This is a genomic window from Pseudomonas sp. CCI4.2 (assembly GCF_034350045.1).
Classification (GTDB): domain Bacteria; phylum Pseudomonadota; class Gammaproteobacteria; order Pseudomonadales; family Pseudomonadaceae; genus Aquipseudomonas.
Map to the genome: position 1 here is coordinate 3,219,930 of NZ_CP133781.1, position 22,165 is coordinate 3,242,094.

The following is a 22,165-nucleotide window of genomic DNA, read 5'->3' on the forward strand; positions in this document are numbered from 1 at the left end:
GGTTTTTCTCTGCTGTATTCAAAACACGGCGCGATGGGTTTCCAGTTCACGCCAATGACATCAGCGCATCGACCACTTGGTGCAGGGCCTTGCTGAGTGGTTTGTCCTGACGCAGGACGATGCCCAAGGTGCGGGTCAATGCGGGCGTCAGGCTGCGAACTTGCAGCCCGCGTCGATGGTGGGCGGCGGCAACTGACAGGCTGGGTACGATGCTATAGCCCAAGCCCGCCGCGACCATTTCCTTGATCGCCTCGATGCTGCCCAACTCCATCACCGGTTTGATTCGAATGCCCGACTCCGCGTACCACTGGTTGATCAACGCCCGCGTGCTGCTGCCGGCTTCGAAGACCACCAGCGGGTAAGGGATCAGCGTCGCGGGGGTGACCTGTTCTGGCAGCTGTGTTTCCTCGGCGCTGAAGATCGCAACGAACACGTCATCCATCAGCGGCGTCACCGCTAAACTGCGTCCGGTCGCAGGTAGCGTGACCAAGGCTAGATCCAGACGATTTTCCTCCACGGCCTTTACGACGCTTTCGGTATTACCAATGCTGACACGCACCTCCAGCGCCGGAAATTGTTGGCGCAAGGTTTGAAGGATGGGCGGCAGAAGGTGGATGCAGGCCGTTGCACCGGTGCCAATGGCAATAATGCCCGCGACCTCCTGCGCGTGGGTCGCGAGGTCCAGCAATGCATGTTCGACGGCGGCGTCGATGTGGATAATGTGTTCCAGCAACAGATTGCCCGGCGATGTGGCTTTGATCCGTTTGCCGACGCGTTCGATGAGTCGCACATTGAGGCGCTGTTCCAACTGACGGATTTGCAGGCTGACAGCCGGTTGAGTCAGGCCGAGTTTTTCGCCTGCTGCAGAAAAACTTCCGCAGGCAATAACACATGAATAGGTGTGCAGATGATTGAGGTTGAGTCGTTGCATCTCAAAGTTTTTCTTATGCAGAGGATAAGCGATCATAACTTTTTTTTAGTCACCGGCCCCGGCATCATTGCCGCCTATCCGACGGTCATTAAAGCAGACGAACTATGAACACCCGCGAAACCCCGGTCCTGCGCGACGCCACCGACGACGACCTGCCCAGCGTGCAATCCATTTACGCGGCGCACGTGCTCGGCGGTATCGCCAGCTTCGAACTGGAAGCGCCCAGCGTCGCCGACATGCTGGGCCGGCGCGCTGACATCCTGTCCAAAGGGCTGCCGTATCTGGTCGCCGAACGTGGGGGTGAAGTGGTGGGTTATGGCTACGCGACCCTGTACCGACCGCGCCCGGGTTACCGTTTTACGGTTGAAGATTCGGTGTATGTGCGTGAGGGGCTGGGCGGGAAGGGCATCGGCCAGGCGCTGCTCGGCGCAATCATTGAGCGCTGCACCCAAGGCGGCTCGCGGCAGATGATCGCGATCATTGGCAACAGCGAGAATTACGCCTCGATCCGACTGCACGAACGCCTCGGTTTTCGCCGCGTGGGGGTGTTTGAATCGGTGGGTTTCAAGCACGGGCGCTGGGTGGACACCGTTCTGATGCAGCGCGCGCTAGGTTTGTAGGAGAAGCACCCACCGCCTTCGACGCCGCGCCGTCGCGCAGCAAACTGTGTGGCACTTTGTGTTGTTTGAGGCTGCAGCGCGTCAGGACTTGCGCCTTCCCGAATAAATTCGGTCCCACACAGCCTGCACAGGTTTGACGCTGCACAGATTTCTGTAGGAACTGCCGAAGGCTGCGATAAGGTCCGAAGGACCTTCGCCAACACGTTGGCTCTACAGCGGCTTGGTGTTTGCTGCGCGCTCCATCCTCAGTCGCCAGCGTCCGTTGTACCTCAGCTCGGTCATCGACAGCGGTTCGATGTCGATGGCATTGAACGCTGTCATCGGGCATTGCAGCGCATGGACGATGGCCGCGCGGATGATGAAGGGGTGGGTAATCGCGATGATGTGGCCGGGGGTGCGCAGCGTATCGAGCCATGCACTGACGCGGGCGCAAACGTCGGCAATGGATTCGCCACCGTGGGGCGCGCTCATGCTGTCGGTAAGCCAGGCGTTAAGCGCTTCGGGTTCTTGGGCTTGAAGGTCGTCAATACGCTGACCCTGCCAACGTCCGAAATCGCAATCGCGCAGGGCGGGCACGATGTCCAACTCGCTTGCGAACAGCAAGCCGGTCTGCTGCGCGCGAGTTTCTGGTGCGCTAAGCAACTGGGCAGAGAGCTTGAAGTGTCCAGACAGCGAACCCGCTGACGATTGCCAGTCCATCTCGATGGGTTCGTCTTGCGCAAAGCGCCCAAGTTTTTGCGCAACGGTTCGGGCGTGGCAGATCAAGGTCAGACGGGTTGCCATGGCGGTTCACACTGGTTTTACAAGTCGAGAAGAGTACACTGCCCGAGCAGTTGCATCATGTTGCAAAGCAGGAAGCCGGTTGGAATCCGGTGCGGTCGCGCCACTGTATTCGGTCATTGCCGTAAGCCAGACCTTGTTTTGTCCACCCGTTATCCGTATTGGGACGCGAGTTCCCTGGAGACTCTTATGACTTTCAACGCCACAACCCATACCGATACCTCGCTGCCGGTGATCCCGTTGGGTGAAATTCTGCCGTGGGCCGTGTTCGTCGGTTTGCTGTTGATGCTTGCGCTGTATTTCGTTGGCGCAGAACAAGGCGCCACGTCGATGTTTTCCGGAACGTATGTCCATGAGTTTGTGCATGACGGTCGCCACTTGCTGGGCTTCCCTTGCCACTAACTTCAGGAACATGACATGACTGGGCAATTACTTATTAGAGGAATGCTGGTGGGCTTGCTCGCCGGCCTTCTTGCGTTTGGCTTTGCCAAAGTGTTTGGTGAGCCGCAGATCGACAGGGCTATCGCCTTCGAAGAACACCACATGTCGGCGATGCATGGTGACGCTCCGGAAGAAGAGCTGATCAGCCGCGAGGTACAAAGTACCTTCGGTTTATTCACCGGCATCATGGTCTACAGCGTCTCGCTGGGCGGGATTTTCGCTCTGGTGTTCGCTTACACCTTGGGTCGGGCTGGCAACATGGGCCCTCGTGGGCTAGCGGCATTGCTGGCATTGGCCGCCTTCGTGGCGATCATTTTGGTGCCGGGTATGAAGTACCCCGCTAATCCACCGTCGATTGGCGACCCTGCAACCATCGGCAAACGCACCAAGTTGTTCTTCCTAATGATGCTGCTCTCTGTGGCAGCGATGGTCATCGCGATCAACGCGGCGCGTAAGCTCATTGCTACCCGCGGCGTCTGGAATGGCGCGTTGCTGGCCGTTGCTTTGTATGCGGCGATCATGATTCTGGCGACGGCAATGTTTCCTACGGTTAATGAAGTGCCACAGGATTTCTCGGCGGTGTTGCTGTGGAAATTTCGCACGGCTTCGCTGGGTATTCAAATCGTACTGTGGACCACCGTCGGCTTGGCCTTTGGCTGGCTGGCGGAGCGCAAGCTCAATCCGGTGACTTCACCGCCTCGGGCCAAGCTTCAGTCCTGAGTAGAGGCCCGCCGCGTGCGGGCCTTTTACTGTGTGCCTAGCTTCGTGGCTTTAACCTATTTGACTGTGATCTGAGAGGAACGCATGCCGACTGTTCTGGTGCTGGTAGAAAACGTCAATGATTACCTGCCGATCATTGAAAACAGTGGTTTTACGCTGATTCTTGCGCCGAGCCCGGCCGAGCGCGCCAAGGCTATTGCGACCTATGGCGAGCAGATCAATGCGGTGTTGACCCGAGGCCCGTTGGGTTTCTTCGCCGATGAAATGGCTGCGCTGCCGCATTTGCAAATCATCTGTGTGATTGGCGCCGGTTACGAACATGTCGACCTTGATGCCGCCCAAGCGCGGGGCGTTGTGGTCACCAACGGGGCAGGGGTCAACTCGCCGTCGGTGGCCGATCACGCCATGGCCTTGTTGCTGTCGTTGGTGCGGGATATTCCACGGGCCGACGCCTCGGTTCGACGCGGCGAGTGGAGCAAAATCATGCGTCCTTCATTGGCTGGAAAACGCCTCGGCATTCTCGGCATGGGCTCGGTGGGCATGGCCATCGCCAAACGTGCGGCTGGATTCGACATGTCCGTCAGTTACCACAATCGTCGCCTGCGCAACGACGTGCCCTACGCGTATTGCGCCACGCCGGAGGCGCTGGCCAGCGCCTCGGACTTCTTCATCGTCGCCACGCCGGGCGGTGCAGGTACTCATCAGTTGGTGGACAAAGCGGTGCTTGAAGCACTGGGCCCTAACGGGTTTATCGTCAATATCGCTCGCGCCAGCGTTATTTCGACTGCGGACTTGATCGAAGCCCTGAAACACCGGCGCATCGCTGGCGCCGCGCTGGACGTGTTCGACGACGAACCGCGAGTGCCCGATGCGCTGAAAGCCCTAAGCAACGTGGTGTTGACCCCACATGTTGCTGGCCTGTCGCCGGAAGCGTCCCAAGGCACCGTGCAAATGGTCGCCGATAACTTGCTGGCGCACTTTTCAGGGCGACCGGTGCTGACGCCAGTGCCGTTGCCGTTGCCGGGGAAATAAAGTCGCTGGGTACCGCGCGACGCCAACAATCTCTGTAGGAGAGTCCGCCACGTCTTCGACGCCGTGCTGTCGCGCAGCAAACTGTGTGGCACTTTGTCTGGTTTGAGGTTGCAGGGTGTCAGGACTGAAGCCTTCCCGAATAAATTCGGTCCCACAGATGTTGGCGATGCACACATTCGGTAGGCGCCGAAGGCTGCGATAGGTCCGAAGGACCTTCGCCAACACGTTGGCTCTTACAGAGGTCCGTATCGTCGGGCTCTGATGAACCATCACCTGCGTTGCTCCGTCCAAAAGCTTCAGTGTTCTGTCCAACCTGTTTTTAACGGTCTTGTGCACACTAGGGCCATGCCCGTTACACATTGGCTGTCTGTCAGGAGAAACCCATGAGTGATTTTGTGATTGCCCCCGTTACCGCTCCGTCGTTGGCCGTTGAAGGCACGTCGAGCCGTTTCCCGATTCGTCGCGTGTTTTGCGTTGGCCGTAACTACTCCGACCACGCTCGGGAAATGGGCCACGATCCAGACCGCGAACCACCGTTTTTCTTTATGAAGCCGGCCGACGCAGTGGTTCCGGCCGAAGGGACCATTGCCTACCCAACACTGACTGAAGACTTGCACCACGAGATCGAACTGGTGGTGGCGATTGGTAAAGATGGCGTCGATATTGCGCCTGAAGACGCGTTGAGCCACGTATGGGGCTATGCGGTAGGCGCTGATCTGACCCGTCGTGATATTCAAGCTCAAGCGAAAAAAATGGGTCGGCCGTGGGACTGGGCCAAGGGTTTTGACGAATCCGGGCCTAGCTCGCCGCTTAAACCGCTCAGCAGCGTCGGTCACTTGGAGGGCGCCGCGATCTGGCTCAAGGTCAACGGTGTCGAGCGTCAACGTGGCAACCTCAGCGACCAGATCTGGCCGGTGAAAGACGTGATCAGCTACCTCTCACAATCGGTCAAACTCAAAGCGGGCGACTTGATTTTCACTGGCACCCCAGCCGGGGTTGGCGCGTTGCAGGTGGGCGACGTGGTTAACGGCGGGATCGACGGGCTGAACGAATTCACCTTCACCGTGGGCCCGCGCTAACGCCCAACCGTTCACCCCGATCACTATTCGCTAGGCCTGACCGCCGCATCTGAAATACCCTGTGGCGGTCAGTCCAAAAGCAGTCAGGGTGCACCCGCTATGTCGACATTGTCCCGAATCCCCACTTACGGCATGCAGCAGCGCAGCGACCGTGCGGATTTCTACATCCGTGACAAATCGGCACGTCCACCGCTGACCACGCCGCACCGGCATGAATATTTTCAGATTCAAATCAACCTTGGTGGCGACACCGTACAGCACATTGGTGGCGCGATTCGAGCGTTTGCGCGCAATACCCTGGCGTTTATCCTGCCCCATCGCTTGCACGTTATTCCCCATCCCGACGACGGCAATTTTGTCTTGATCAACTTCTCTCAGGAATTTTTCCTGCAACATTTGCCGTGCGATCCCATGGACCTTGAGGATGTTTCTTTAGCCCAAGCGCCGGAATTGGCGCCATTCCGCTTTCAAGAACACCTCGATTTCGTGCTGGACGATGCGAACTTCTCTGAAGTGGAAGGACTGCTGCAAAAAATGCGCGAACTCGACCAGAACCGGCAGTTGGGCACCGGTTTGATGCTCAAGGGCTATCTGCTGCAACTGATCGGTAAGGTCTGCAATGTGTATGAGGCTCAATTGTTGGCGTTGTCTGCCAGCAAGGCGGAGAAAAGAGGCCGTCGCGATGCGCTGAGTCGGGTCTCAAGCTTTATACGCGAGCACATCGCCGACCCTGAAATGACCCTTAAAGACGCAGCGGCTGCAGCCTTTCTATCGCCCAATTACCTGACCCACCTGTTGCGAAAAGAAACTGGCAGTACGTTTTCCGAACTGGTGCTGGAGCGCCGCATGCGCTTGGCGCGGACCCATTTGATCAACACCACCAAACCGGTGAGCCACATTGCCGAAGTCTGCGGGTTCGCTGACGAAGCTTACTTTTCCCGACGGTTTCGCAAAGCCAATGGTTTGCCACCGGGGCAGTTTCGGCGCCTGCATCGGGAGGGGTGACGGCCGCATTGATGCGTCAGACCCTTCAGCTCACCTTGTAAATAGGCCGGACAAACGGCACCCTCTGGATCCATCAAATTCCAGTATTTCCCGCCGAGAACTGTGCCATGAAACCCAGACTGTTCCACGGATGGTATGTCGTGTTGGCAGCGCACTTGCTGTTGGCGCTGATTTTTGGCGGAGCCTATTCGTTCGGCGCGTTCTTCTCGCAAATCCAGATCAGTTTTAACGTGGGAAGTTTCTCCGTGGCCTCGGTGTTTTCCCTGACTGCGTTTATGTATTACGTGGTGGGTGTCTTTTCTGGCTCGTTGGCCGACCGAGTGTCGACACGGCTGGTGGTCAGCGTGGGCGTCGTGTTACTGGCCCTAGGCTTCTTCGTCAGCAGTCTGGCCGCCGGTTCGCTGCCATTCTTCCTTGTCTCGTTTTGTGTGTTGGTCGGTCTCGGCGTCGGTTTGGTGTATGTGCCGACGATCACCACCGTGCAGCGCTGGTTCGTGAAGCACCGCAGCAAAGCCTCAGGCCTGGCCTTGGCCGGGACCGGGGTTGGCACCTTTATCGGACCAACCGCCGCCGGCTTGCTGATGCAGCATTTTTCCTGGGAAATAACCCTTCGCATCTTCGCCGCCGTCATTCTGGTGATCGGCGTGTTGGCAGCGCTGTGGATGAGGAGCAATCCCCAAGAGCTTGGTTTGCTGCCCGATGGCGATCGTCCTTCCACGTCGTCTGGCACCCACGCTCACGGGGTGACGCTACCCGGTATGAGGCTGGCCGAGGCGGTCAAGACCGGACGCTTTTGGTGGTATTTCGTGGCGATCTTCTTCGGCTCGGTGGGCCTGTTTCTGGCACTGGTGCACATCAATCCCTACGCCCGACAATTGGGCCTGTCGGCCACCGAAGCTAACCTGTTAATCGGCCTGATCGGTATCGGCAACGTCGGCGGCCGACTGTTTTTGGGCAGCCTGGGGGATCGAATGGGCCCACGTCGTCTGCTGATTTGCCTCAGCGTTGCGTTGATGCTGCTGAATGGATTTTGGCTCAGCGCCCATGGTTTCTACTCTCTAGCGCTTTTCGCCGTTTTATTCGGCGTGGCCAATGGCGGCTGTATATCTCTGTACCCGGCAGTCGCCGCCGGTTGGTTTGGCATGGCTAATCTGGGTGCGATCCTTGGTGCGCTTTACATTGCTGTGGGTGTTGCGGCGTTGGTCGGTGGCAGCCTCGGCGGATTATTGTTCGACCTCTATCAGAGCTACAGCGCATCGATTGTGCTCAGCGCGGCGTGTGCGCTGTTGTCGGTAGGGTTTATTTTGATTGCCGGACGGCAACCTCAAGTGGCGTTTGCATTGACGCCCGTGTGAGTTAACTCAGGAGAGACATGGATGGGTAATGAAAAAGTTCGTATTGCGCTGATCGGCGATTACGACGCTAGTGTGACCGCGCATCAGGCGATTCCTTTGGCGCTGAACCGGGTGGCTAATGACGAAGGGCTGTCGATTACCTTTGACTGGTTACCCACACCCGAGGCCCATGACAACTTTGCGTTGGCTCGATTTGACGGGCTGTGGTGCGTTCCGGCCAGTCCTTATCAAGACACCGAGGGCGCGTTAAATGCCATCCGTTTTGCACGCGAGCAGCAGGTGCCGTTTCTCGGCACCTGCGGCGGGTTCCAGCACGCGGTGATTGAATACGCGCGCAATGTGTTGGGTTGGGCGGACGCGGAACATGCCGAAACCTCGCCCGACGCGCAGCGCGCGGTTATCGCGCCGTTGAGTTGCGCATTGGTCGAAATGGCAGACGCTATCGAGCTCGTTCCAGGCTCACTGATCGCCAACGCCTATGGCGCGCTGAATACTACCCAAACCTATCGCTGCCGATTTGGCCTCAACGTCGCGTTTGCGCAGGCGCTGCTGACGGGGCCTTTGACCGGTTCGGGTCATGACCAGACCGGCGACATTCGGGTGGTAGAACTGGCAGGTCATCCGTTTTTCGTCGCCACCTTGTTCCAGCCGGAGAGGGCTGCGCTGGTGGGGATTACGCCACCGTTGGTTACGGCGTTTGTTCGCGCGTGTTGTGTGCGTCGGGCCGGTGTGAAGAGTTCAATCAAGGACTGAGACGATGATTGCCAAAACCCCCGAAGCACCTTATTACGCGGCAGTTTTCACGTCGCTGCGCACAGCCAATGACTACCACGGCTACGCCGAGGCGGCCGACCGAATGGTTGAACTGGCCAGCCAGCAGCCCGGTTTTCTTGGCGTTGAGTCGGCCCGTGGCGAGGATGGGCTGGGGATCACCGTGTCGTATTGGTCGAGCGAAGAAGCCATCCTTTCCTGGAAGCATCACCCCGAACACGCCGCCATCAGAGAACAAGGCCGCGCCACTTGGTACCAAGCCTGCACCTCCCGAGTCAGCAAGGTTGAACGGGCGTATTCGTTTGGATCAATGGGGTGAAGGAGCCACCTTCCAAATTTCTGTGGGAGCAGGCTTGCCTGCGAAGAGGCCGGAAATCGCGCCGCTGATGTTGACCTGAAACCTGGGTCGCCTGCATTGACGCTTTCGTTGGCAAGCCAACTCCCACGGGGTGATTTGGGTCCGCACGAACTCAGCGATGGCATAGCAGAACCGAATCTGTGGGAGCAGGCTTGCCTGCGAAGAGGCCAGCAATCGCGCCGCTGATGTTGACCTGAAACCTGGGTCGCCTGCATTGACGTTTTCGTTGGCAAGAATCTCCCACAGGGGACTTACCGTTGAGCCACCGGCGCATGGCTGTGGTGTACGTTTGGCGCGGTGTCGGCGGTGCGTACCAGTAGCCAGGTGGCCAGCGCCGAGATGATTGCCAGGCTTGCCGCAACAAACAGAATCGCTTGATAGCCCGCGCCGAAGCTGCTCGTGGCCAATGAATTCAGGCCCATTGCGCCGCCGCTCAAATCCCCGGCAGCGATGCTGCGGGTCAGGGCGAAGGTGTCGGCGGCCGTTGCGTTGGGCAGTCCGCTGATGACTGAAGCGGCGACGCGATGGAACAGAATCGCACCCAGCGCAGCAAAACCAATCACGATGCCGCTGAAGCGCACGGTTCCCGAGATGCCGGAGGCCATGCCGGCACGTTCAGGCGCGATGGTCGACATCGCAACCTTCGCCGTTTCACCATTCAAAATCCCTGCACCGGTCCCGGCCAGCAACAGCCCGCCGAGCATCGAAAGGTAGTCGAAACGCGGGATTTCCAGCCCAAGCCAGAACAGCCCGGCGCCGACCGTCGCCAGTCCCAAGGTCAGCAGCGTGCGCCCGCTAAAACGATGCGTCAGGTACGCTGCGGTCACGCGCGGCACGATGAACAGCGGCACGGCAATCGGCAGCATCAACAGACCGGCAGTTTGTGGGCTGTAGCCGAGACCGCTTTGAAAATAGATCGGCAGGTAGGTCAGCATGGTCAGCAGCGAGGCCGCGTAAGCCAGGCCCGCGATAATGGCACCGACGTAGGTGTGCCGACGGAAAACTGCCAAGTCCATCATTGGGCGTTCTTGTCGAGTTTCGACCAGTAAAAACAAGGCGAACAGCAGGGCCGCGCTGGCCAGTTCGAGCAGCACTCGCAGACTGCCCCAGCCTTCATGGTTGCCGGAGATCAACGCCAGGGTGATCAAGAACAGGCTGCTGCTGAAGGTCACCACACCCAGGTAGTCAATTGTGTTGGCCTGGGGATCACGGGATTCTTTCAACGTGCGCATCACCAGTACAATCATTGCAATCCCGACCGGCACGTTGATGTAAAACGCCCATACCCAGCCAAAATGCTCGGTGATATAACCACCGACCACGGGGCCCAAGGAAATCGCGATACCGATTACCGAACCCCAAAACGCAAAGGCCTTGGCCCGGTCAGCGCCGCGAAACGAATGTGACAGCGTCGCCAGTGCCGCGCTCAGCAATAGCGCAGCGCCCACCCCTTGCAAGGCGCGGGCGGCGTTAAGTGCGGTGACATTGGGCGCTGCGCCGCAAATAAACGAGGCCAAGGTAAAAATCGCCAGACCGACAATCAAAATACGCTTACGGCCATAACGATCTGCCAAAGCGCCGGCCGGCATAACCAGCGAAGCAAAGGTCAGGGTATAAGCGCTGATCACCCATTCGATGTCGGCGAAATCGGCGTTGAACGAATGGGCGATGGACGACAGCGACACCGCGACTATATTGGAATCCAGATTGATCATGAACGACGGAATAGAGACGCACAGCAAGATGAGGAATCGTTGCAAGCCATCGATGGGGCTATGGGTTTCGGTGCTCATGCGTGACGGTCTCGGGTCGGTGGATGAGCGCTCGAACGGCGATTCGTCTGTGCAACGAAGCGGATGAGGGTATATGCTCCTAATTCATAATTTGCGGGTATATACCTGTAATCGTCAAGTCTTTCTTTAGATCCAATGGCCACAGGGTCCAGACACACAGGAATAAGAAGTCTATGAACAGCACGTCCAGCAACGTCCGGGCACCGATTCAACTCAGCGGTGGCTTCGTGGTGCCCGAACAGGTCCTTTGCCATGCCACCAGTTTGCGCAAGGCAACCCGGCGCATTTCGCAGATGTATGACGTGGTATTGGCCCCGTGCGGATTGCGCTCAACCCAACGCTCGATCCTGATGCAGATCGCCCGCAGCCAAGTGCCGTCCATGAGCGAGTTGGCAGCGGCGCTGGTGCTTGATCGTTCCGCGCTGGCGCACAACCTGAAACCGTTGGAGCGCGATGGGTTTGTGTCGGTGGAAATCGATCCGAATGACCGCCGTAGCCGCTTGGTCAAACTGACCTCGGTGGGGGAGGCCAAATTGATTGAATCCCAAGCGTTGTGGCTGCAAGCGCAAGCCTGTTTCGAATCAGTTCTGGGTGCTGAAAAGGCCAGCGACCTGCGTGCCTCGTTGGCGTCCATCGCGTCGGGCGATTACCTGCAAGAGCTGGCCGCAGACTGAGTTGGATCAGTGGGCTTCGCGTACCTGGGAGGGTGCAATGATCAATGCCGCCTGGCGTACGGCTTGGGCGCGGCCGGTCTGGACGATGTACACCCCAGCAAGAATCGCGGCGACCGCCAGCAAGTCCATCAGATGAACTGGCTCCTGGACCACGAAGAAACCAATCAACAGCGCAACCACCGGCGGGATATAGGTGACGGACGCTGCCGCCAACGCGCCCAAACGCTGGACGATGAAGTAATAGAGAATGTAGGCGACGCCAGTACCCAACAGACCCAGCCCCAGGGACACACCGAGAAACGCACGCTGGTCGACGAGCAGGTGATCGACGCCGTGCAGGTCGGTGACGGCGGCGATCACCATCAGCGCAAGGCCGATTTGATAGGTCGACAACGCCACCGCCGAGATCCCCAGCCCGGACACAAACCGTTTGGCGTAGACGAACGAGCAACCGAGGCTGAGCGAACCCGCCACCATGTACAGAACACCCTCAAGCGAAATGCCACCGGTGCCGGTTGCCCACGGCCGGGCAATCAGCAGTACACCGACAAACCCCAACGCGACGCCCATGCCGACGCGACGGGTCAGCGGTTCCTGGCGTAGAAACAAAAATGCGCAGGCGAAGGTAAACAGTGGAATCGCACCGCTCAACATCCCGGCCACGCTGGACAGCAGCATCGAGGTGCCCTTGGCGAAGGCGTAGTAATAAAGGTCAGTGGCCAGCAGCGCCATCACTAAAAAGTGATGGGCATGCCGTAAGTGGCTCCAACGCAACGCGCGGGTCGCCAAGGCAAAGATCAGGATGGGCAAGAAGCCAAACAGAACCCGCAGCAGCACGATTTGCGAGGGTGTGATCAGGGCCGCGGCCCATTTCATGTAGATAAAATTGGTGCCCCAGATCACGCCAAGTAAGGCAAAGGCTATGTAGGCGATATTTTTCATGGGGGGTACCTGTGAGGTGGGGCGGTGAAAAACCGATTGTGCTCCGTCCGTTGGATCGGCTACAAATCATCATCTGTGCTGAATGGAATAGAAAATCTTCACCATGAAAAATTCACCGCCCTTAAAATCGCTGGTTTACTTCGAATCTGCCATGCGGCTCAATAGTTTTTCTCTGGCTGCCGCTGAGCTGTTTGTCACCCCGGGCGCAGTCGGTCAGCAGATTCGCAGCCTTGAACAGTGGCTCGGTGTCGCGCTATTTACTCGGCACATTCGCCAAGTCAGGCCAACCGAAGATGGCTTGGCCTATTGGGCTCGGATTCAACCGGCGTTGGCGCAAATCAACGAGGCCAGCCACACGTTACGCGACCGCCAAAGCAGCAGCGTATGGCTGACGATGCCGCCAGGCCTGGCGGCCAAATGGTTTGCGCGGCGCATGTCTGGTTTCCTTCGGCAGCACCCGGCGATTGCCCTGCACCTCAGTTCCTCGGTGGCATTGGTGGATTTCGCCAACGAGCGGGTGGACTTGGCGATCAGACATTTCGACGGGCACGCTCCCGAACTCGAAACGCATTTGCTCTATCAGGACCAGGCGCGGCTGTATTGCAGCCCGAGTTACGCCGCCCGTTTTGGACTGAAAACGCCTGAAGATTTGCGCCAGACGACGTTGTTGCACAGCACCCTGCACCCGCATTGGAACGATTGGCTGACGCGCTTCACGGCGATACCGACGGGGCAGGTGGTGCAAATGGCGGGGATTCATTTTGATCAGTCGCTGATGGCCATCGAGGCCGCCCGGCATGATCAAGGCGTGGTATTGACCAGCCCGATGTTGACCGAGGAGGAGGTGAGCAGTGGCGCCTTGATTGAACCCTTCAGCCAGCGATTGCCGCTGGCTAAAGGTTTCTATGTGGTTCAACCACGGCTGTCGACCTCGCGACCGGCAGTGGAGGCGCTCAAGGAATGGCTGATTGCCGAAGCGTCGACGCCACCCCCATAGCGTGGTTCAGAAATGCTTAAGGCATGACCGGCGGGAGGTATGCCAGCGTGGTGCCAAGAAACCACAGCAGGAACAACACCAGCGGGATGTGGACCAGAAATTGTACGAACGAGAAACCGATCAGGTCCCGCGCCTTCAGGCCCAAAACGCCCAGCAGCGGCAGCATGTAGAACGGGTTGATCAGGTTTGGCAACGCTTCGGCTGCGTTGTAGATCTGAACCGCCCAGCCCAGGTGATACTTCAGGTCATTGGCGACTTGCATCACGTACGGCGCTTCGATAATCCACTTACCACCGCCCGACGGAATGAAGAAACCGAGTACCGCCGAGTACACGCCCATCAACAGCGCGTAGGTGTCATGGGAAGCGATGTGGGTAAAGAAGGTTGAAATGTGGTGCGCCAAGGTCTGCGCATCACTGCCTTTGACCGTGGTCATCAGCGCTGCGATTGAGCCGTAGAGTGGGAACTGGATCAGCACGCCGGTGGTGGTCGGGACCGCACGGGTCACCGCATCGAGAAAGCTGCGCGGACGCCAGTGCAGCAGGGCACCGACCATGATGAACAGAAAGTTGTAGGTGTTCAGACCCGAAATGGCCGTGATCGCCGGTTTGGTCGAGAACTCATGAAACAACCAACCCGCCGCCAGCAACACTAACAGGATGATCAGGATCGGGCTGTATTCAAGCCACTCACCCGGACGCGAACGCTTCGGGATGGTCGGAATGCTGAAGCTTGGATCGACACCGCAGGCGGCGGCATCACGCGCACTGGCCGGCCCGGGCGCGGTGGCGTAAGCGATGATCAGCGAGACAACCACCAACACCGCCAGCATAACGCCGGACTGCCACAGAAAGATGGTTTGGGTGAACGGAATCATGCCGGTGATGGCAAGAATCGATGGCGGCAGACTGCCGGGGTTGGCTTGCAGCTGAGCAGCCGAGGACGAAAGCCCCAACGCCCAGACCGCGCCCAAGCCCAGGTACGCTGCAGCGCCGGCAGCACGGTAATCCATGCGCAGTTCGGTGCGGCGCGCCAGGGCGCGAACCAATAACCCGCCAAATACCAGCGACAGGCCCCAGTTCAACAACGACGCAACCATCGCGATCAAGGCGACCCATGCCACCGCTGAACGGCCGTTTTTCGGAATCTGCGCCAAGCGGTCAATCAGGCGAACGGCGGGGGGCGAACTGGCCACCACGTAACCGCCAATTACCACGAAGGCCATTTGCATGGTGAACGGAATCAGCGTCCAGAAGCCGTCGCCAAAGGCGTTGGCGACTTCGGTTGGTTTAGCGCCCATCGCCATGGTAGCAACCGCGACAATAACCACGGCCAATACAGCAAACACCCAGGAATCGGGAAACCAGCGTTCCGCCCAATTGGCACAACGCAGGGCAAAGCGGGCATAGCGGCTGTCTTCGATTTCGGCGGCCATGGGTCCTACCTTTATTAAAATTATTATTGAGCGGCCAAGTATTTGGCCCGTTCTTGTGTGTTGCAAAGCACTGGAACTGGAAGGATGGCACACCGTGATGGCAACTTGGTGTTAGATCGTGAATGACACGCACAAAACCTGTGGGAGCAGGCTTGCCTGCGAATGTTTCAATGCGGCCTGTTTGAAGGGCCGCGTCGTTTAATTCGCAGGCAAGCCTGCTCCCACAAGGAGGTGTCTATGCAATCCCTTTAAAACGTCATTTCAACCACGTCGTCCGGCACGATCAATTTGCCTGCGGTCTTGGCGATGATTTCTTCGATGCTGACCCCCGGCGCGCGCTCGCGCAGGATGAAGGCGCCGTCAGCGATTTCGAGATAGGCCAGATCGGTCAGCACCTTGCGAATGCAACCGGCGCCGGTCAACGGCAGGCTGCAGCGTGACAGCAGTTTCGACTCGCCGTCTTTGGAGGCGTGGGTCATGGTGACGATGATGTTATCGGCACCTGCTACCAGGTCCATCGCGCCGCCCATGCCTTTAACCAGCTTGCCGGGGATCATCCAGGACGCGATGTTGCCTTCAACGTCGACTTCGAACGCACCGAGAACGGTGAGATCTACATGGCCGCCACGGATCATCGCGAACGACTGGGCCGAGTCGAAAATCGACGCCCCTTTGCGCGCAGTCACGGTTTGCTTGCCGGCGTTGATCATGTCGGCATCAATGGTTTCTTCGGTGGGAAATTCGCCCATGCCGAGTAGGCCGTTTTCCGATTGCAGCATCACGTCGATGTCGGTCGGTACATAGTTGGCCACCAGGGTCGGAATGCCGATACCGAGGTTGACGTAAAACCCGTCTTTGAGTTCACGGGCGACGCGCTGTGCCATTTGTTCGCGGGAAAGTGCCATGGTCAGAATCTCTTGTTGTTCTGGAGAATGATCGTGCGAGAAAAAAGCGGCTTCAGGCCTTCTTTACAGTGCGCTGTTCAATGCGCTTCTCGAAGGTCCCCAGAATGACGCGGTCAACATAGATGCCGGGGGTATGGATTTCGCTCGGCAACAGCACGCCAGGCTCTACGATTTCTTCAACTTCGACCACGGTGATACGCCCCGCAGTGGCAACAACCGGGTTGAAATTCTGTGCGGTATGGCGATAAACGACGTTGCCGAAATGGTCAGCTTTCCAACCTTTGACGATGGCGAAGTCGCCGGTGATCGCTTCTTCAAGGATCACGTTCCGACCGTTGAACTGGCGAGTTTCCTTGCCGTCTGCCACCGGCGTGCCGTAACCGGTTGCGGTATAGAACGCAGGAATGCCCGCACCGCCCGCGCGCATTTTTTCAGCCAAGGTGCCTTGCGGGGTCAGTTCGACTTCCAGTTCGCCGCTTAATAATTGGCGTTCGAACAGGGCGTTCTCGCCCACATACGAAGCAACCATCTTGCGGATCTGCCGGTCTTCGAGCAGCACGCCCAGACCGAAACCATCAACGCCACAGTTGTTGGAAACCACGGTCAGACCCTTAACGCCACGGCGTTTGATTTCTGCAATCAGGTTTTCCGGGATTCCGCACAAACCGAAACCACCAGACAACACGGTCATGTTATCGGTGAGCCCATCAAGGGCTTCTTCGTACGTTGATACTCGTTTGTCGAGTCCAGCCATGGTAGATCCGCCTTTTGTAGTTGTTGTTCGACAAACGGGTTGCCGAATCGCGTTCGGAGCATCTTCTCTTGCCAGCAATGATTTGTTAATTTTGTTTTTCTGATGGATTGATAAAGAAAGTAAATATATGAACGTCAAACAGCTCCGCGCTTTTCTTGCCGTGGCCCAGTGCCTGAGTTTCGCTCAAGCGGGGGAGCGTTTGCACCTGTCGCAACCCGCGCTGAGCTTGACGGTAAAGAGTCTAGAAGATGAATTGGGCGGCAAGCTGCTGAGCCGCACTACCCGCAGCGTCAGCCTGACGCCAGAGGGCGAAATTTTGCTGCCGCTGGCGCGCCAGTTGCTCGCAGATTGGGACAACACCGAAGAACTATTGCGCCAACGCTTCACGTTGCAGTTGGGCAAAGTCTCTATCGCGGCAATGCCGTCCTACGCGGGTAATTTGCTGCCCAGGGTACTCAAGGTGTTTCGCGGGCGCTATCCACGGGTCAACGTCGCGGTGCATGACGTGATCAATGAGCAGGTGCTGGAAATGGTGCGCCATCGGCGGGTGGAACTGGGCATCGGTTTCGAGCCGGAGTCCAGCAGTTCGTTGCTGTTCACTCCGTTCTATATGGACCGGTTTGTGGCCGTGGTACCCACAAGCTCGCCGCTGGCCGAGCGCGGGGAAGTGACCTGGAGCGAGTTACTGCGCGAGGATTTTATTGCCCTGCAACGTCCCTCGGCAGTGCGCCTGTTACTCGAACAGGACTTGCACACCCAGCACGGCAAACTGTCCGTCGCGTTTGAGAGCCATCAACTATCGACCATTGGACGCATGGTCGCCAATGGGTTGGGCGTGAGTGCGGTGCCTTCGTTATGCATCCAGCAAATGCGTGAATTGGGCGCCCAGTGTGTGGCGTTGTCCGAGCCCCGCATCGAGCGGCGTATCGGCCTGATGATGCTCGCCGACCACAAACTGTCGGCTGCGGCGCAAGCGCTGCGCGATGTGTTGATCGAATCCGCTCTGGAGCAAGGGCCGCAAAAGCTATGAAAAGGAGCCATCCTTAGCGGAAAACGGCGCTCCGAAGCGGGAAGTTGAGGTATTGTTGCGCGCAATTGAGACCAAATATTTCTGAATTGGATTTCAACGCTGCCTTGCGAACATCTGCTTTACCCATAATAGCCCTACGAATAAGGAGCACTGCTTTGGATTTCTCATCTGTTGCCTGGATGGCTCATGACACGCGCCTGATGGTTTGTTGTCTCGTGGCCATTGCCATCATCATCGTGTTGATCAGCGCCACCAAGCTGCCGCCGTTCCTGTCGATTTTGATCGGCACGTTCATCGCAGGGGTTGGCGCGGGTTTACCGCCTGAAGACGTCGCAAAAGCCTTCAGCAAAGGCGCCGGTGGGATTCTTGGTGAGGCCGGGATTATCATCGCGCTGGGCTCGATGCTCGGGGCACTCATGGCTGAGTCCGGCGCTGCCGACCGAATTGCCACGACCTTGTTGGGTCTGGGTAAAGGCCGCTCGCTGCCATGGGTCATGGCGCTGGTGGCGATGGTCATCGGGTTGCCGCTGTTTTTCGAAGTGGGCCTGGTGATGATGGTGCCAATCATCTTCGTGATGGCGCGTCGTTCCGGGCAGCCGCTGCTGCGGATCGCCATCCCTGCGTTGGCGGGCATGACCACTTTGCACGCACTGATGCCGCCGCACCCCGGACCGTTGATTGCGGTCAGCGCGCTCCATGCGGACTTGGGCCTGACCATGTTGTTGGGCATCATCATTGCCATTCCGGCGGTGATTCTCGCCGGTCCGATCTACGGTAACTGGTTGTCAAAACGCATGCACGTCGGAGAACCTGCCGACATCGGCGCATTGTTCACTGCCAAACCGACGGCGACCCGTCAACCAAGCTTCGGTACCTCGCTGTTGATTATTTTGCTGCCCGTCATCCTGATGCTTGGCAGCACCTTGGCCAAAGTGGCCATGGCCCCGGAAAGCAACGTCGCGCTGACCTTGAAGTTTCTCGGTGAGCCGCTGGTCGCCTTGGGCCTGGCAGTGATTGCCGCGGTGATTTGTTTGGGTTGGGCCAACGGCATTTCCCGCGAGCATGTGGGCAATACGCTGCGCAAAGCGTTGGCGCCGATTGCGGTGCTGTTGCTGACCATCGGTGCCGGCGGCGGCTTAAAGCAAACGCTGTTGGACGCCGGTGTGAGCCACACCATCAGCAAATTCGCCGAAGGCGCGCACATGCCGTACCTGCTGCTGGCGTGGGTGATCGCAGTCCTGCTACGTCAAGCAACCGGCTCGGCGACCGTGGCCACCACCACCACCGCAGGGATTCTGGCGCCATTGATGGCGGGCCTTGCGGCGACGCAAAGTTCGCTGGTTGCGCTGGCGATTGGTGCGGGGTCGGTGTTCTTTTGCCACGTGAACGACGCCGGCTTCTGGATGGTTCGTGAGTACTTCGGCCTGGAACTCAAGCAAACCATCTGGGTATGGTCCGTGTTGCAAACCATCGTTTCAGTGGTGGGGCTGATCGGTACGTTCCTGTTGTGGGAATGGTTTGTGTAGCGTTTGCCCCCGTCTTCGACGCCGGGCTGGGGCGCAGCAAACTGGGTGGCACTTTGTGTGGATTGAGGTTGCAGGGTGTCAGGACTGAAGCCTTCCCGAATAAATTCGGTCCCACGGTTTTTGGCGCTGCACAGATTCTGTAGGAGCAGCCGAACGGCGCGAAGCCGATACGCTTTGGGATTTCATCGGCGCCAAAAGACTAACGCCGTTCAACATTCTGTGGGAGCAGGCTTGCCCGCGAAAAGGCCTGTGATCGCGTAACCGATGTCGACTTGAAACCTGGTGCGCCTGCAATGACGCTTTCGTTGGCAAGCCAACTCCCACAGGGGACGTCGGCAGATCTGGGATAGCAGGCACCTAACACTCATCGCGGCCTTCGGCAGCCCTTACAAAATAGCTTCTGAATTCAAAAGGTAGGCGGTATTTGATGAGAGCCGCCGAAGGCTGCGACAAGGGCCGAAGGACCTTCGCCGACACGTGGGCTCCTACAGAGTGCGCCCGCGTTTGACATGTCCCTTTGCAGCGCGCCAGCGTTGTATTTAAGGCGCTGGCGACATTTCCCTTCGCAAACTCGGAATCGTCCTACATAACGCTCGTTGCGCTTCAGATAGTCTGCGGCACGTCCGGAAAGCACCTGTTTTTCAGGTCGCCAGTGATGGCTTGCATGACGAAAGTTTGAACTTGGAAACCAGATACTGAGGGTTTCTTAATTTAATAGTCTGGAGCGTTTGATGAGTCTTCAACGTGCGTATAACCGTGCCCGTGTATCTGCCCTGTTGTTAGCTGTCGGAACATTGGCCGCTTGTGCCAGTGCGCCGCTGCCGGAAGAGCAAATCGCCCTGTCCAAAAGTGCTGTGAACCGTGCTGTTTCTGCGGAAGCGACCCAGTACGCGCCGCTGGAAATGAAGTCGGCACAGGACAAATTATTGCTACTCGAGCGCGCCATGGGTGAGCGAGATGCCGCCCAATCCCGGCTGTTGGCCGAACAGGTCGAGGTGGATGCCAACCTGGCCGAGCGTAAAGCCCACGCGGTCAAGTGGCAGCAACAATTGGAAGCGTCCCGCAACGGTATTCAAGTACTGAAGCAGGAAATGCTTCAAGCGCCGGATGCCGGTCTCAATTCGTCTTCCGACGACTCTTTGTAAGGATTAGCGTATGCGTAATTCATTGATGCTTCCCGTGGCTGCGGTTGCCGGCCTGTTACTGGCGGGCTGCGCCGCTACCCCGGAAAACGCCGATCTTCTGCAAGCCCGGAGCCAGTTCGCTGCGCTGCAAAGCAAGCCGCAGTCGAGCACCTTGGCTGCCCTTGAAACCAAAGACGCATTCATGGCGTTGGGCAAAGCCGACCAGCTCTCCAGCCAAGACCGCAAAGCCCCGGCGATTGAACAGCTGTCCTATGTCGCCAGCCAGAAAATCGCGCTCGCTGAACAAACGATTCTAGGGCGCGAAGCCGAAGCCGGTTTGAAAAGCATCGACGCCGAACGCACTCAAGTCCGTCTGGATGTGCGCACGGCACAGCTGCGGGCATTGCAGGCGATGAAAGCCAAGACCACCGAGCGCGGTCAGGTGATCACCTTCGGCGACGTGTTGTTCGATACCGGCAAGGCCGAACTCAAATACGGCAGCCAGCGTAACTTTCAGCAACTGGCTGAGTTTCTGCGGGCTAACCCTGAGCGCAAGGTGCGCATTGAAGGGTTTACCGACAGCACCGGCAGAAGTGATTTCAACCAGCAACTGTCGGAACGTCGGGCCTTTGCCGTGGTGCGTGCCTTGTCAAAACTGGGCGTGGGTTTCGAGCGCATGACCAGCACCGGTTACGGCGCTGAACACCCGATTGCAAGCAACGCCAGCGAGCATTCCCGCCAGCTCAACCGTCGGGTCGAAGTGATCGTTTCCAACGACGCTGCGATGGTTGATACGCGTCACTAACAACCCCCAAGTTGATCGACAGGACGCTGATCGAGCCCGCCTTACGCAATCCGTTTGCGTGGCGGGTTTTTTTTGTTGACCGCAAATGCGTGGCGAGAGCGAGCAGGTCAATAGCGACTATCAAGAGCGGTGATTTTTGCTCAGAGACGGTGACGGGTAGCCTTGGCACATTCCCGAAACAAACCCTGTGGATACGCTCATGAAATGCCTTACGCTCCTTGCCCTGTTAATCACCGCTGCAGTCGTTTCGGGGTGTGCCACCCATTCTCCTGAGTTGCGTCCGTACACTGCCGAAGAAACCCACGAACTCGCCCTCGAAGATTTGAACCGTCGGGGTTTGTCATTCGATGAATACCAAGTTAAGAAAACCCAGTTGCTCAATACCCCGCAAATCGCCCACGAGTTTGATAACCGCGGCGACATGAGCGCAATTCGCCAGATTACTCATACCGATCGTCAGGGTTAATCGCCTGGGTCAGTGGATTACAACGCCAATCTCAAATGCCCGGTTGCAGCCGTTTGACGGGCCTGCGCCCGGCGCTGTAAGCCATGATAAAAATGCTCGAGCCCTTCTTGCAGGCGTTCGGTGAGAATCTCGTCGAGTTCGCCGCCCCATTCGTTTTCGCTGTAGCTGATTTGAGTGTCGATGGCGAAAATGCCGTGCAACACTTCTTGGCATCTGAGCGCCGAGAGCACCGGCTTCAGCGCGTAATCCACTGCCAGCATATGGGCGATGCTGCCGCCGGTAGCTAACGGTAATACCACTTTGCCGGACAACGAGCGTTCTGGCAGAAGGTCCAGTAAGGTCTTCAGTGCGCCTGAAAACGACGCTTTGTACACAGGGGTGCCAATCAACAACCCATCGGCTTGCCGGACGGCTTCGATAAACTCGATGACGGCTGGGCTGTCGAAGCGCGCGTAGAGCAGATCTTCAGCGTTGAAATCACGGATCTTCAAGGCGTTGACGTTCACGCCATGGGCCTGCAACCAACTGCGGGCGTGCTCCAGAACCACGCCGGAACGGGATTTCAGGGTAGGGCTGCCTGAGAGAGAAACTACCAACATGCTGTATTTCCTTAGGTCAATGT

The 22,165-nt window shown here is 58.0% G+C and carries 24 protein-coding genes and 1 riboswitch; of the genes, 16 read left to right on the forward strand and 8 right to left on the reverse strand.

The window, feature by feature from the left end:
• Positions 1-46 precede the first annotated feature (46 nt).
• A complete protein-coding gene (locus RHM65_RS14550; protein ID WP_322183728.1) occupies positions 47-931 on the reverse strand; it encodes a LysR family transcriptional regulator in 885 nt (294 codons plus the stop codon).
• Positions 932-1,035: 104 nt separating this feature from the next.
• On the opposite strand from RHM65_RS14550, the gene RHM65_RS14555 reads away from it, so the two are divergent.
• A complete protein-coding gene (locus RHM65_RS14555; RefSeq protein ID WP_322165268.1) occupies positions 1,036-1,551 on the forward strand; it encodes an N-acetyltransferase family protein in 516 nt (171 codons plus the stop codon).
• Between the two features lie 210 nt (positions 1,552-1,761).
• Here RHM65_RS14555 and RHM65_RS14560 read toward each other — a convergent pair whose 3' ends face one another.
• Positions 1,762-2,334, reverse strand: coding sequence for a histidine phosphatase family protein (locus RHM65_RS14560; protein ID WP_322183730.1), 573 nt, complete (start codon positions 2,332-2,334; stop codon positions 1,762-1,764).
• Between the two features lie 14 nt (positions 2,335-2,348).
• A riboswitch (cobalamin riboswitch) is annotated at positions 2,349-2,490 on the forward strand.
• Between the two features lie 30 nt (positions 2,491-2,520).
• Here RHM65_RS14560 and RHM65_RS14565 point away from each other — a divergent pair.
• The 8 genes from RHM65_RS14565 to RHM65_RS14600 all read left to right on the forward strand — a co-directional run bounded on the left by RHM65_RS14565 (position 2,521) and on the right by RHM65_RS14600 (position 9,053).
• A complete protein-coding gene (locus RHM65_RS14565; protein ID WP_322165266.1) occupies positions 2,521-2,733 on the forward strand; it encodes a CbtB domain-containing protein in 213 nt (70 codons plus the stop codon).
• Between the two features lie 15 nt (positions 2,734-2,748).
• The gene (locus RHM65_RS14570; RefSeq protein ID WP_322183732.1) at positions 2,749-3,492 is read left to right on the forward strand and encodes a CbtA family protein; all 744 of its coding nucleotides are present in this window, start codon (positions 2,749-2,751) and stop codon (positions 3,490-3,492) included.
• Positions 3,493-3,576: 84 nt separating this feature from the next.
• A complete protein-coding gene (locus RHM65_RS14575; RefSeq protein ID WP_322183734.1) occupies positions 3,577-4,524 on the forward strand; it encodes a 2-hydroxyacid dehydrogenase in 948 nt (315 codons plus the stop codon).
• 383 nt (positions 4,525-4,907) lie between these two features.
• Positions 4,908-5,603, forward strand: coding sequence for a fumarylacetoacetate hydrolase family protein (locus RHM65_RS14580; protein ID WP_322183737.1), 696 nt, complete (start codon positions 4,908-4,910; stop codon positions 5,601-5,603).
• A 99-nt stretch (positions 5,604-5,702) separates the two neighbouring features.
• Complete coding sequence (locus RHM65_RS14585; protein WP_322183739.1) at positions 5,703-6,608, forward strand: AraC family transcriptional regulator; 906 nt, start codon at positions 5,703-5,705, stop codon at positions 6,606-6,608.
• Positions 6,609-6,715: 107 nt separating this feature from the next.
• A complete protein-coding gene (locus tag RHM65_RS14590; RefSeq protein WP_322183741.1) occupies positions 6,716-7,963 on the forward strand; it encodes an MFS transporter in 1,248 nt (415 codons plus the stop codon).
• A gap of 21 nt (positions 7,964-7,984) precedes the next feature.
• Entirely contained in the window at positions 7,985-8,716 is a 732-nt protein-coding gene (locus RHM65_RS14595) for a CTP synthase (protein ID WP_322165260.1), read from the forward strand.
• Between the two features lie 4 nt (positions 8,717-8,720).
• Positions 8,721-9,053 (forward strand): antibiotic biosynthesis monooxygenase, encoded by a 333-nt coding sequence (locus RHM65_RS14600; protein WP_322183743.1) that lies wholly within the window; start codon positions 8,721-8,723, stop codon positions 9,051-9,053.
• Between the two features lie 290 nt (positions 9,054-9,343).
• Here RHM65_RS14600 and RHM65_RS14605 read toward each other — a convergent pair whose 3' ends face one another.
• Positions 9,344-10,885 carry an MFS transporter gene (locus RHM65_RS14605; protein WP_322183745.1) on the reverse strand — a complete coding sequence of 514 codons (1,542 nt, stop codon included), beginning with the start codon at positions 10,883-10,885 and terminating at the stop codon, positions 9,344-9,346.
• Positions 10,886-11,058: 173 nt separating this feature from the next.
• Here RHM65_RS14605 and RHM65_RS14610 point away from each other — a divergent pair, with 173 nt between their 5' ends.
• The gene (locus RHM65_RS14610) at positions 11,059-11,559 is read left to right on the forward strand and encodes a MarR family winged helix-turn-helix transcriptional regulator (protein WP_322183747.1); all 501 of its coding nucleotides are present in this window, start codon (positions 11,059-11,061) and stop codon (positions 11,557-11,559) included.
• Between the two features lie 6 nt (positions 11,560-11,565).
• On the opposite strand, the gene RHM65_RS14615 is transcribed toward RHM65_RS14610, so the two are convergent.
• Complete coding sequence (locus RHM65_RS14615; RefSeq protein ID WP_322183749.1) at positions 11,566-12,501, reverse strand: DMT family transporter; 936 nt, start codon at positions 12,499-12,501, stop codon at positions 11,566-11,568.
• 103 nt (positions 12,502-12,604) lie between these two features.
• Between RHM65_RS14615 and RHM65_RS14620 the strand changes: the two genes are divergently transcribed.
• The gene (locus tag RHM65_RS14620; RefSeq protein WP_322165255.1) at positions 12,605-13,498 is read left to right on the forward strand and encodes a LysR substrate-binding domain-containing protein; all 894 of its coding nucleotides are present in this window, start codon (positions 12,605-12,607) and stop codon (positions 13,496-13,498) included.
• A gap of 16 nt (positions 13,499-13,514) precedes the next feature.
• On the opposite strand, the gene RHM65_RS14625 is transcribed toward RHM65_RS14620, so the two are convergent.
• The 3 genes from RHM65_RS14625 to RHM65_RS14635 all read right to left on the reverse strand — a co-directional run bounded on the left by RHM65_RS14625 (position 13,515) and on the right by RHM65_RS14635 (position 16,592).
• Positions 13,515-14,933 carry a short-chain fatty acid transporter gene (locus RHM65_RS14625; RefSeq protein ID WP_322165254.1) on the reverse strand — a complete coding sequence of 473 codons (1,419 nt, stop codon included), beginning with the start codon at positions 14,931-14,933 and terminating at the stop codon, positions 13,515-13,517.
• 248 nt (positions 14,934-15,181) lie between these two features.
• On the reverse strand, positions 15,182-15,838 hold the full coding sequence (locus RHM65_RS14630; protein ID WP_322165253.1) for a CoA transferase subunit B: 657 nt from the start codon (positions 15,836-15,838) through the stop codon (positions 15,182-15,184).
• A 52-nt stretch (positions 15,839-15,890) separates the two neighbouring features.
• On the reverse strand, positions 15,891-16,592 hold the full coding sequence (locus RHM65_RS14635; protein WP_322183752.1) for a CoA transferase subunit A: 702 nt from the start codon (positions 16,590-16,592) through the stop codon (positions 15,891-15,893).
• A 127-nt stretch (positions 16,593-16,719) separates the two neighbouring features.
• Between RHM65_RS14635 and RHM65_RS14640 the strand changes: the two genes are divergently transcribed.
• The 5 genes from RHM65_RS14640 (at position 16,720) to RHM65_RS14660 (ending at position 21,543) form a co-directional block, all read left to right on the forward strand.
• On the forward strand, positions 16,720-17,622 hold the full coding sequence (locus RHM65_RS14640) for a LysR family transcriptional regulator (protein WP_322183754.1): 903 nt from the start codon (positions 16,720-16,722) through the stop codon (positions 17,620-17,622).
• Positions 17,623-17,801: 179 nt separating this feature from the next.
• The gene (locus RHM65_RS14645; protein ID WP_416194812.1) at positions 17,802-19,148 is read left to right on the forward strand and encodes a gluconate:H+ symporter; all 1,347 of its coding nucleotides are present in this window, start codon (positions 17,802-17,804) and stop codon (positions 19,146-19,148) included.
• 731 nt (positions 19,149-19,879) lie between these two features.
• Positions 19,880-20,293: a DUF4398 domain-containing protein gene (locus RHM65_RS14650; RefSeq protein ID WP_322165249.1), complete on the forward strand. Its 414-nt coding sequence runs from the start codon at positions 19,880-19,882 to the stop codon at positions 20,291-20,293.
• A gap of 10 nt (positions 20,294-20,303) precedes the next feature.
• On the forward strand, positions 20,304-21,077 hold the full coding sequence (locus RHM65_RS14655) for an OmpA family protein (RefSeq protein ID WP_322165248.1): 774 nt from the start codon (positions 20,304-20,306) through the stop codon (positions 21,075-21,077).
• A 199-nt stretch (positions 21,078-21,276) separates the two neighbouring features.
• Complete coding sequence (locus tag RHM65_RS14660; protein WP_322183756.1) at positions 21,277-21,543, forward strand: hypothetical protein; 267 nt, start codon at positions 21,277-21,279, stop codon at positions 21,541-21,543.
• Positions 21,544-21,560: 17 nt separating this feature from the next.
• Here RHM65_RS14660 and ssuE read toward each other — a convergent pair whose 3' ends face one another.
• Positions 21,561-22,142 carry an NADPH-dependent FMN reductase gene (gene ssuE / locus RHM65_RS14665; protein ID WP_322183758.1) on the reverse strand — a complete coding sequence of 194 codons (582 nt, stop codon included), beginning with the start codon at positions 22,140-22,142 and terminating at the stop codon, positions 21,561-21,563.
• Positions 22,143-22,165: the final 23 nt, after the last annotated feature.

What these genes read in the sequence shown, in the direction of transcription:
- RHM65_RS14595 (WP_322165260.1), top strand. Translation starts at nt 7,985, where the DNA reads ATGGGTAATGAAAAAGTTCGTATTGCGCTGATCGGCGATTACGACGCT.
- RHM65_RS14605 (WP_322183745.1), bottom strand. Translation starts at nt 10,885, where the DNA reads ATGAGCACCGAAACCCATAGCCCCATCGATGGCTTGCAACGATTCCTC.
- RHM65_RS14615 (WP_322183749.1), bottom strand. Translation starts at nt 12,501, where the DNA reads ATGAAAAATATCGCCTACATAGCCTTTGCCTTACTTGGCGTGATCTGG.
- RHM65_RS14635 (WP_322183752.1), bottom strand. Translation starts at nt 16,592, where the DNA reads ATGGCTGGACTCGACAAACGAGTATCAACGTACGAAGAAGCCCTTGAT.
- RHM65_RS14580 (WP_322183737.1), top strand. Translation starts at nt 4,908, where the DNA reads ATGAGTGATTTTGTGATTGCCCCCGTTACCGCTCCGTCGTTGGCCGTT.
- RHM65_RS14630 (WP_322165253.1), bottom strand. Translation starts at nt 15,838, where the DNA reads ATGGCACTTTCCCGCGAACAAATGGCACAGCGCGTCGCCCGTGAACTC.
- RHM65_RS14660 (WP_322183756.1), top strand. Translation starts at nt 21,277, where the DNA reads ATGAAATGCCTTACGCTCCTTGCCCTGTTAATCACCGCTGCAGTCGTT.
- RHM65_RS14590 (WP_322183741.1), top strand. Translation starts at nt 6,716, where the DNA reads ATGAAACCCAGACTGTTCCACGGATGGTATGTCGTGTTGGCAGCGCAC.
- RHM65_RS14610 (WP_322183747.1), top strand. Translation starts at nt 11,059, where the DNA reads ATGAACAGCACGTCCAGCAACGTCCGGGCACCGATTCAACTCAGCGGT.
- RHM65_RS14555 (WP_322165268.1), top strand. Translation starts at nt 1,036, where the DNA reads ATGAACACCCGCGAAACCCCGGTCCTGCGCGACGCCACCGACGACGAC.
- RHM65_RS14640 (WP_322183754.1), top strand. Translation starts at nt 16,720, where the DNA reads ATGAACGTCAAACAGCTCCGCGCTTTTCTTGCCGTGGCCCAGTGCCTG.
- RHM65_RS14560 (WP_322183730.1), bottom strand. Translation starts at nt 2,334, where the DNA reads ATGGCAACCCGTCTGACCTTGATCTGCCACGCCCGAACCGTTGCGCAA.
- RHM65_RS14600 (WP_322183743.1), top strand. Translation starts at nt 8,721, where the DNA reads ATGATTGCCAAAACCCCCGAAGCACCTTATTACGCGGCAGTTTTCACG.
- RHM65_RS14625 (WP_322165254.1), bottom strand. Translation starts at nt 14,933, where the DNA reads ATGGCCGCCGAAATCGAAGACAGCCGCTATGCCCGCTTTGCCCTGCGT.
- RHM65_RS14565 (WP_322165266.1), top strand. Translation starts at nt 2,521, where the DNA reads ATGACTTTCAACGCCACAACCCATACCGATACCTCGCTGCCGGTGATC.
- ssuE (WP_322183758.1), bottom strand. Translation starts at nt 22,142, where the DNA reads ATGTTGGTAGTTTCTCTCTCAGGCAGCCCTACCCTGAAATCCCGTTCC.
- RHM65_RS14570 (WP_322183732.1), top strand. Translation starts at nt 2,749, where the DNA reads ATGACTGGGCAATTACTTATTAGAGGAATGCTGGTGGGCTTGCTCGCC.
- RHM65_RS14575 (WP_322183734.1), top strand. Translation starts at nt 3,577, where the DNA reads ATGCCGACTGTTCTGGTGCTGGTAGAAAACGTCAATGATTACCTGCCG.
- RHM65_RS14620 (WP_322165255.1), top strand. Translation starts at nt 12,605, where the DNA reads ATGAAAAATTCACCGCCCTTAAAATCGCTGGTTTACTTCGAATCTGCC.
- RHM65_RS14550 (WP_322183728.1), bottom strand. Translation starts at nt 931, where the DNA reads ATGCAACGACTCAACCTCAATCATCTGCACACCTATTCATGTGTTATT.
- RHM65_RS14585 (WP_322183739.1), top strand. Translation starts at nt 5,703, where the DNA reads ATGTCGACATTGTCCCGAATCCCCACTTACGGCATGCAGCAGCGCAGC.
- RHM65_RS14655 (WP_322165248.1), top strand. Translation starts at nt 20,304, where the DNA reads ATGCGTAATTCATTGATGCTTCCCGTGGCTGCGGTTGCCGGCCTGTTA.
- RHM65_RS14645 (WP_416194812.1), top strand. Translation starts at nt 17,802, where the DNA reads ATGGCTCATGACACGCGCCTGATGGTTTGTTGTCTCGTGGCCATTGCC.
- RHM65_RS14650 (WP_322165249.1), top strand. Translation starts at nt 19,880, where the DNA reads ATGAGTCTTCAACGTGCGTATAACCGTGCCCGTGTATCTGCCCTGTTG.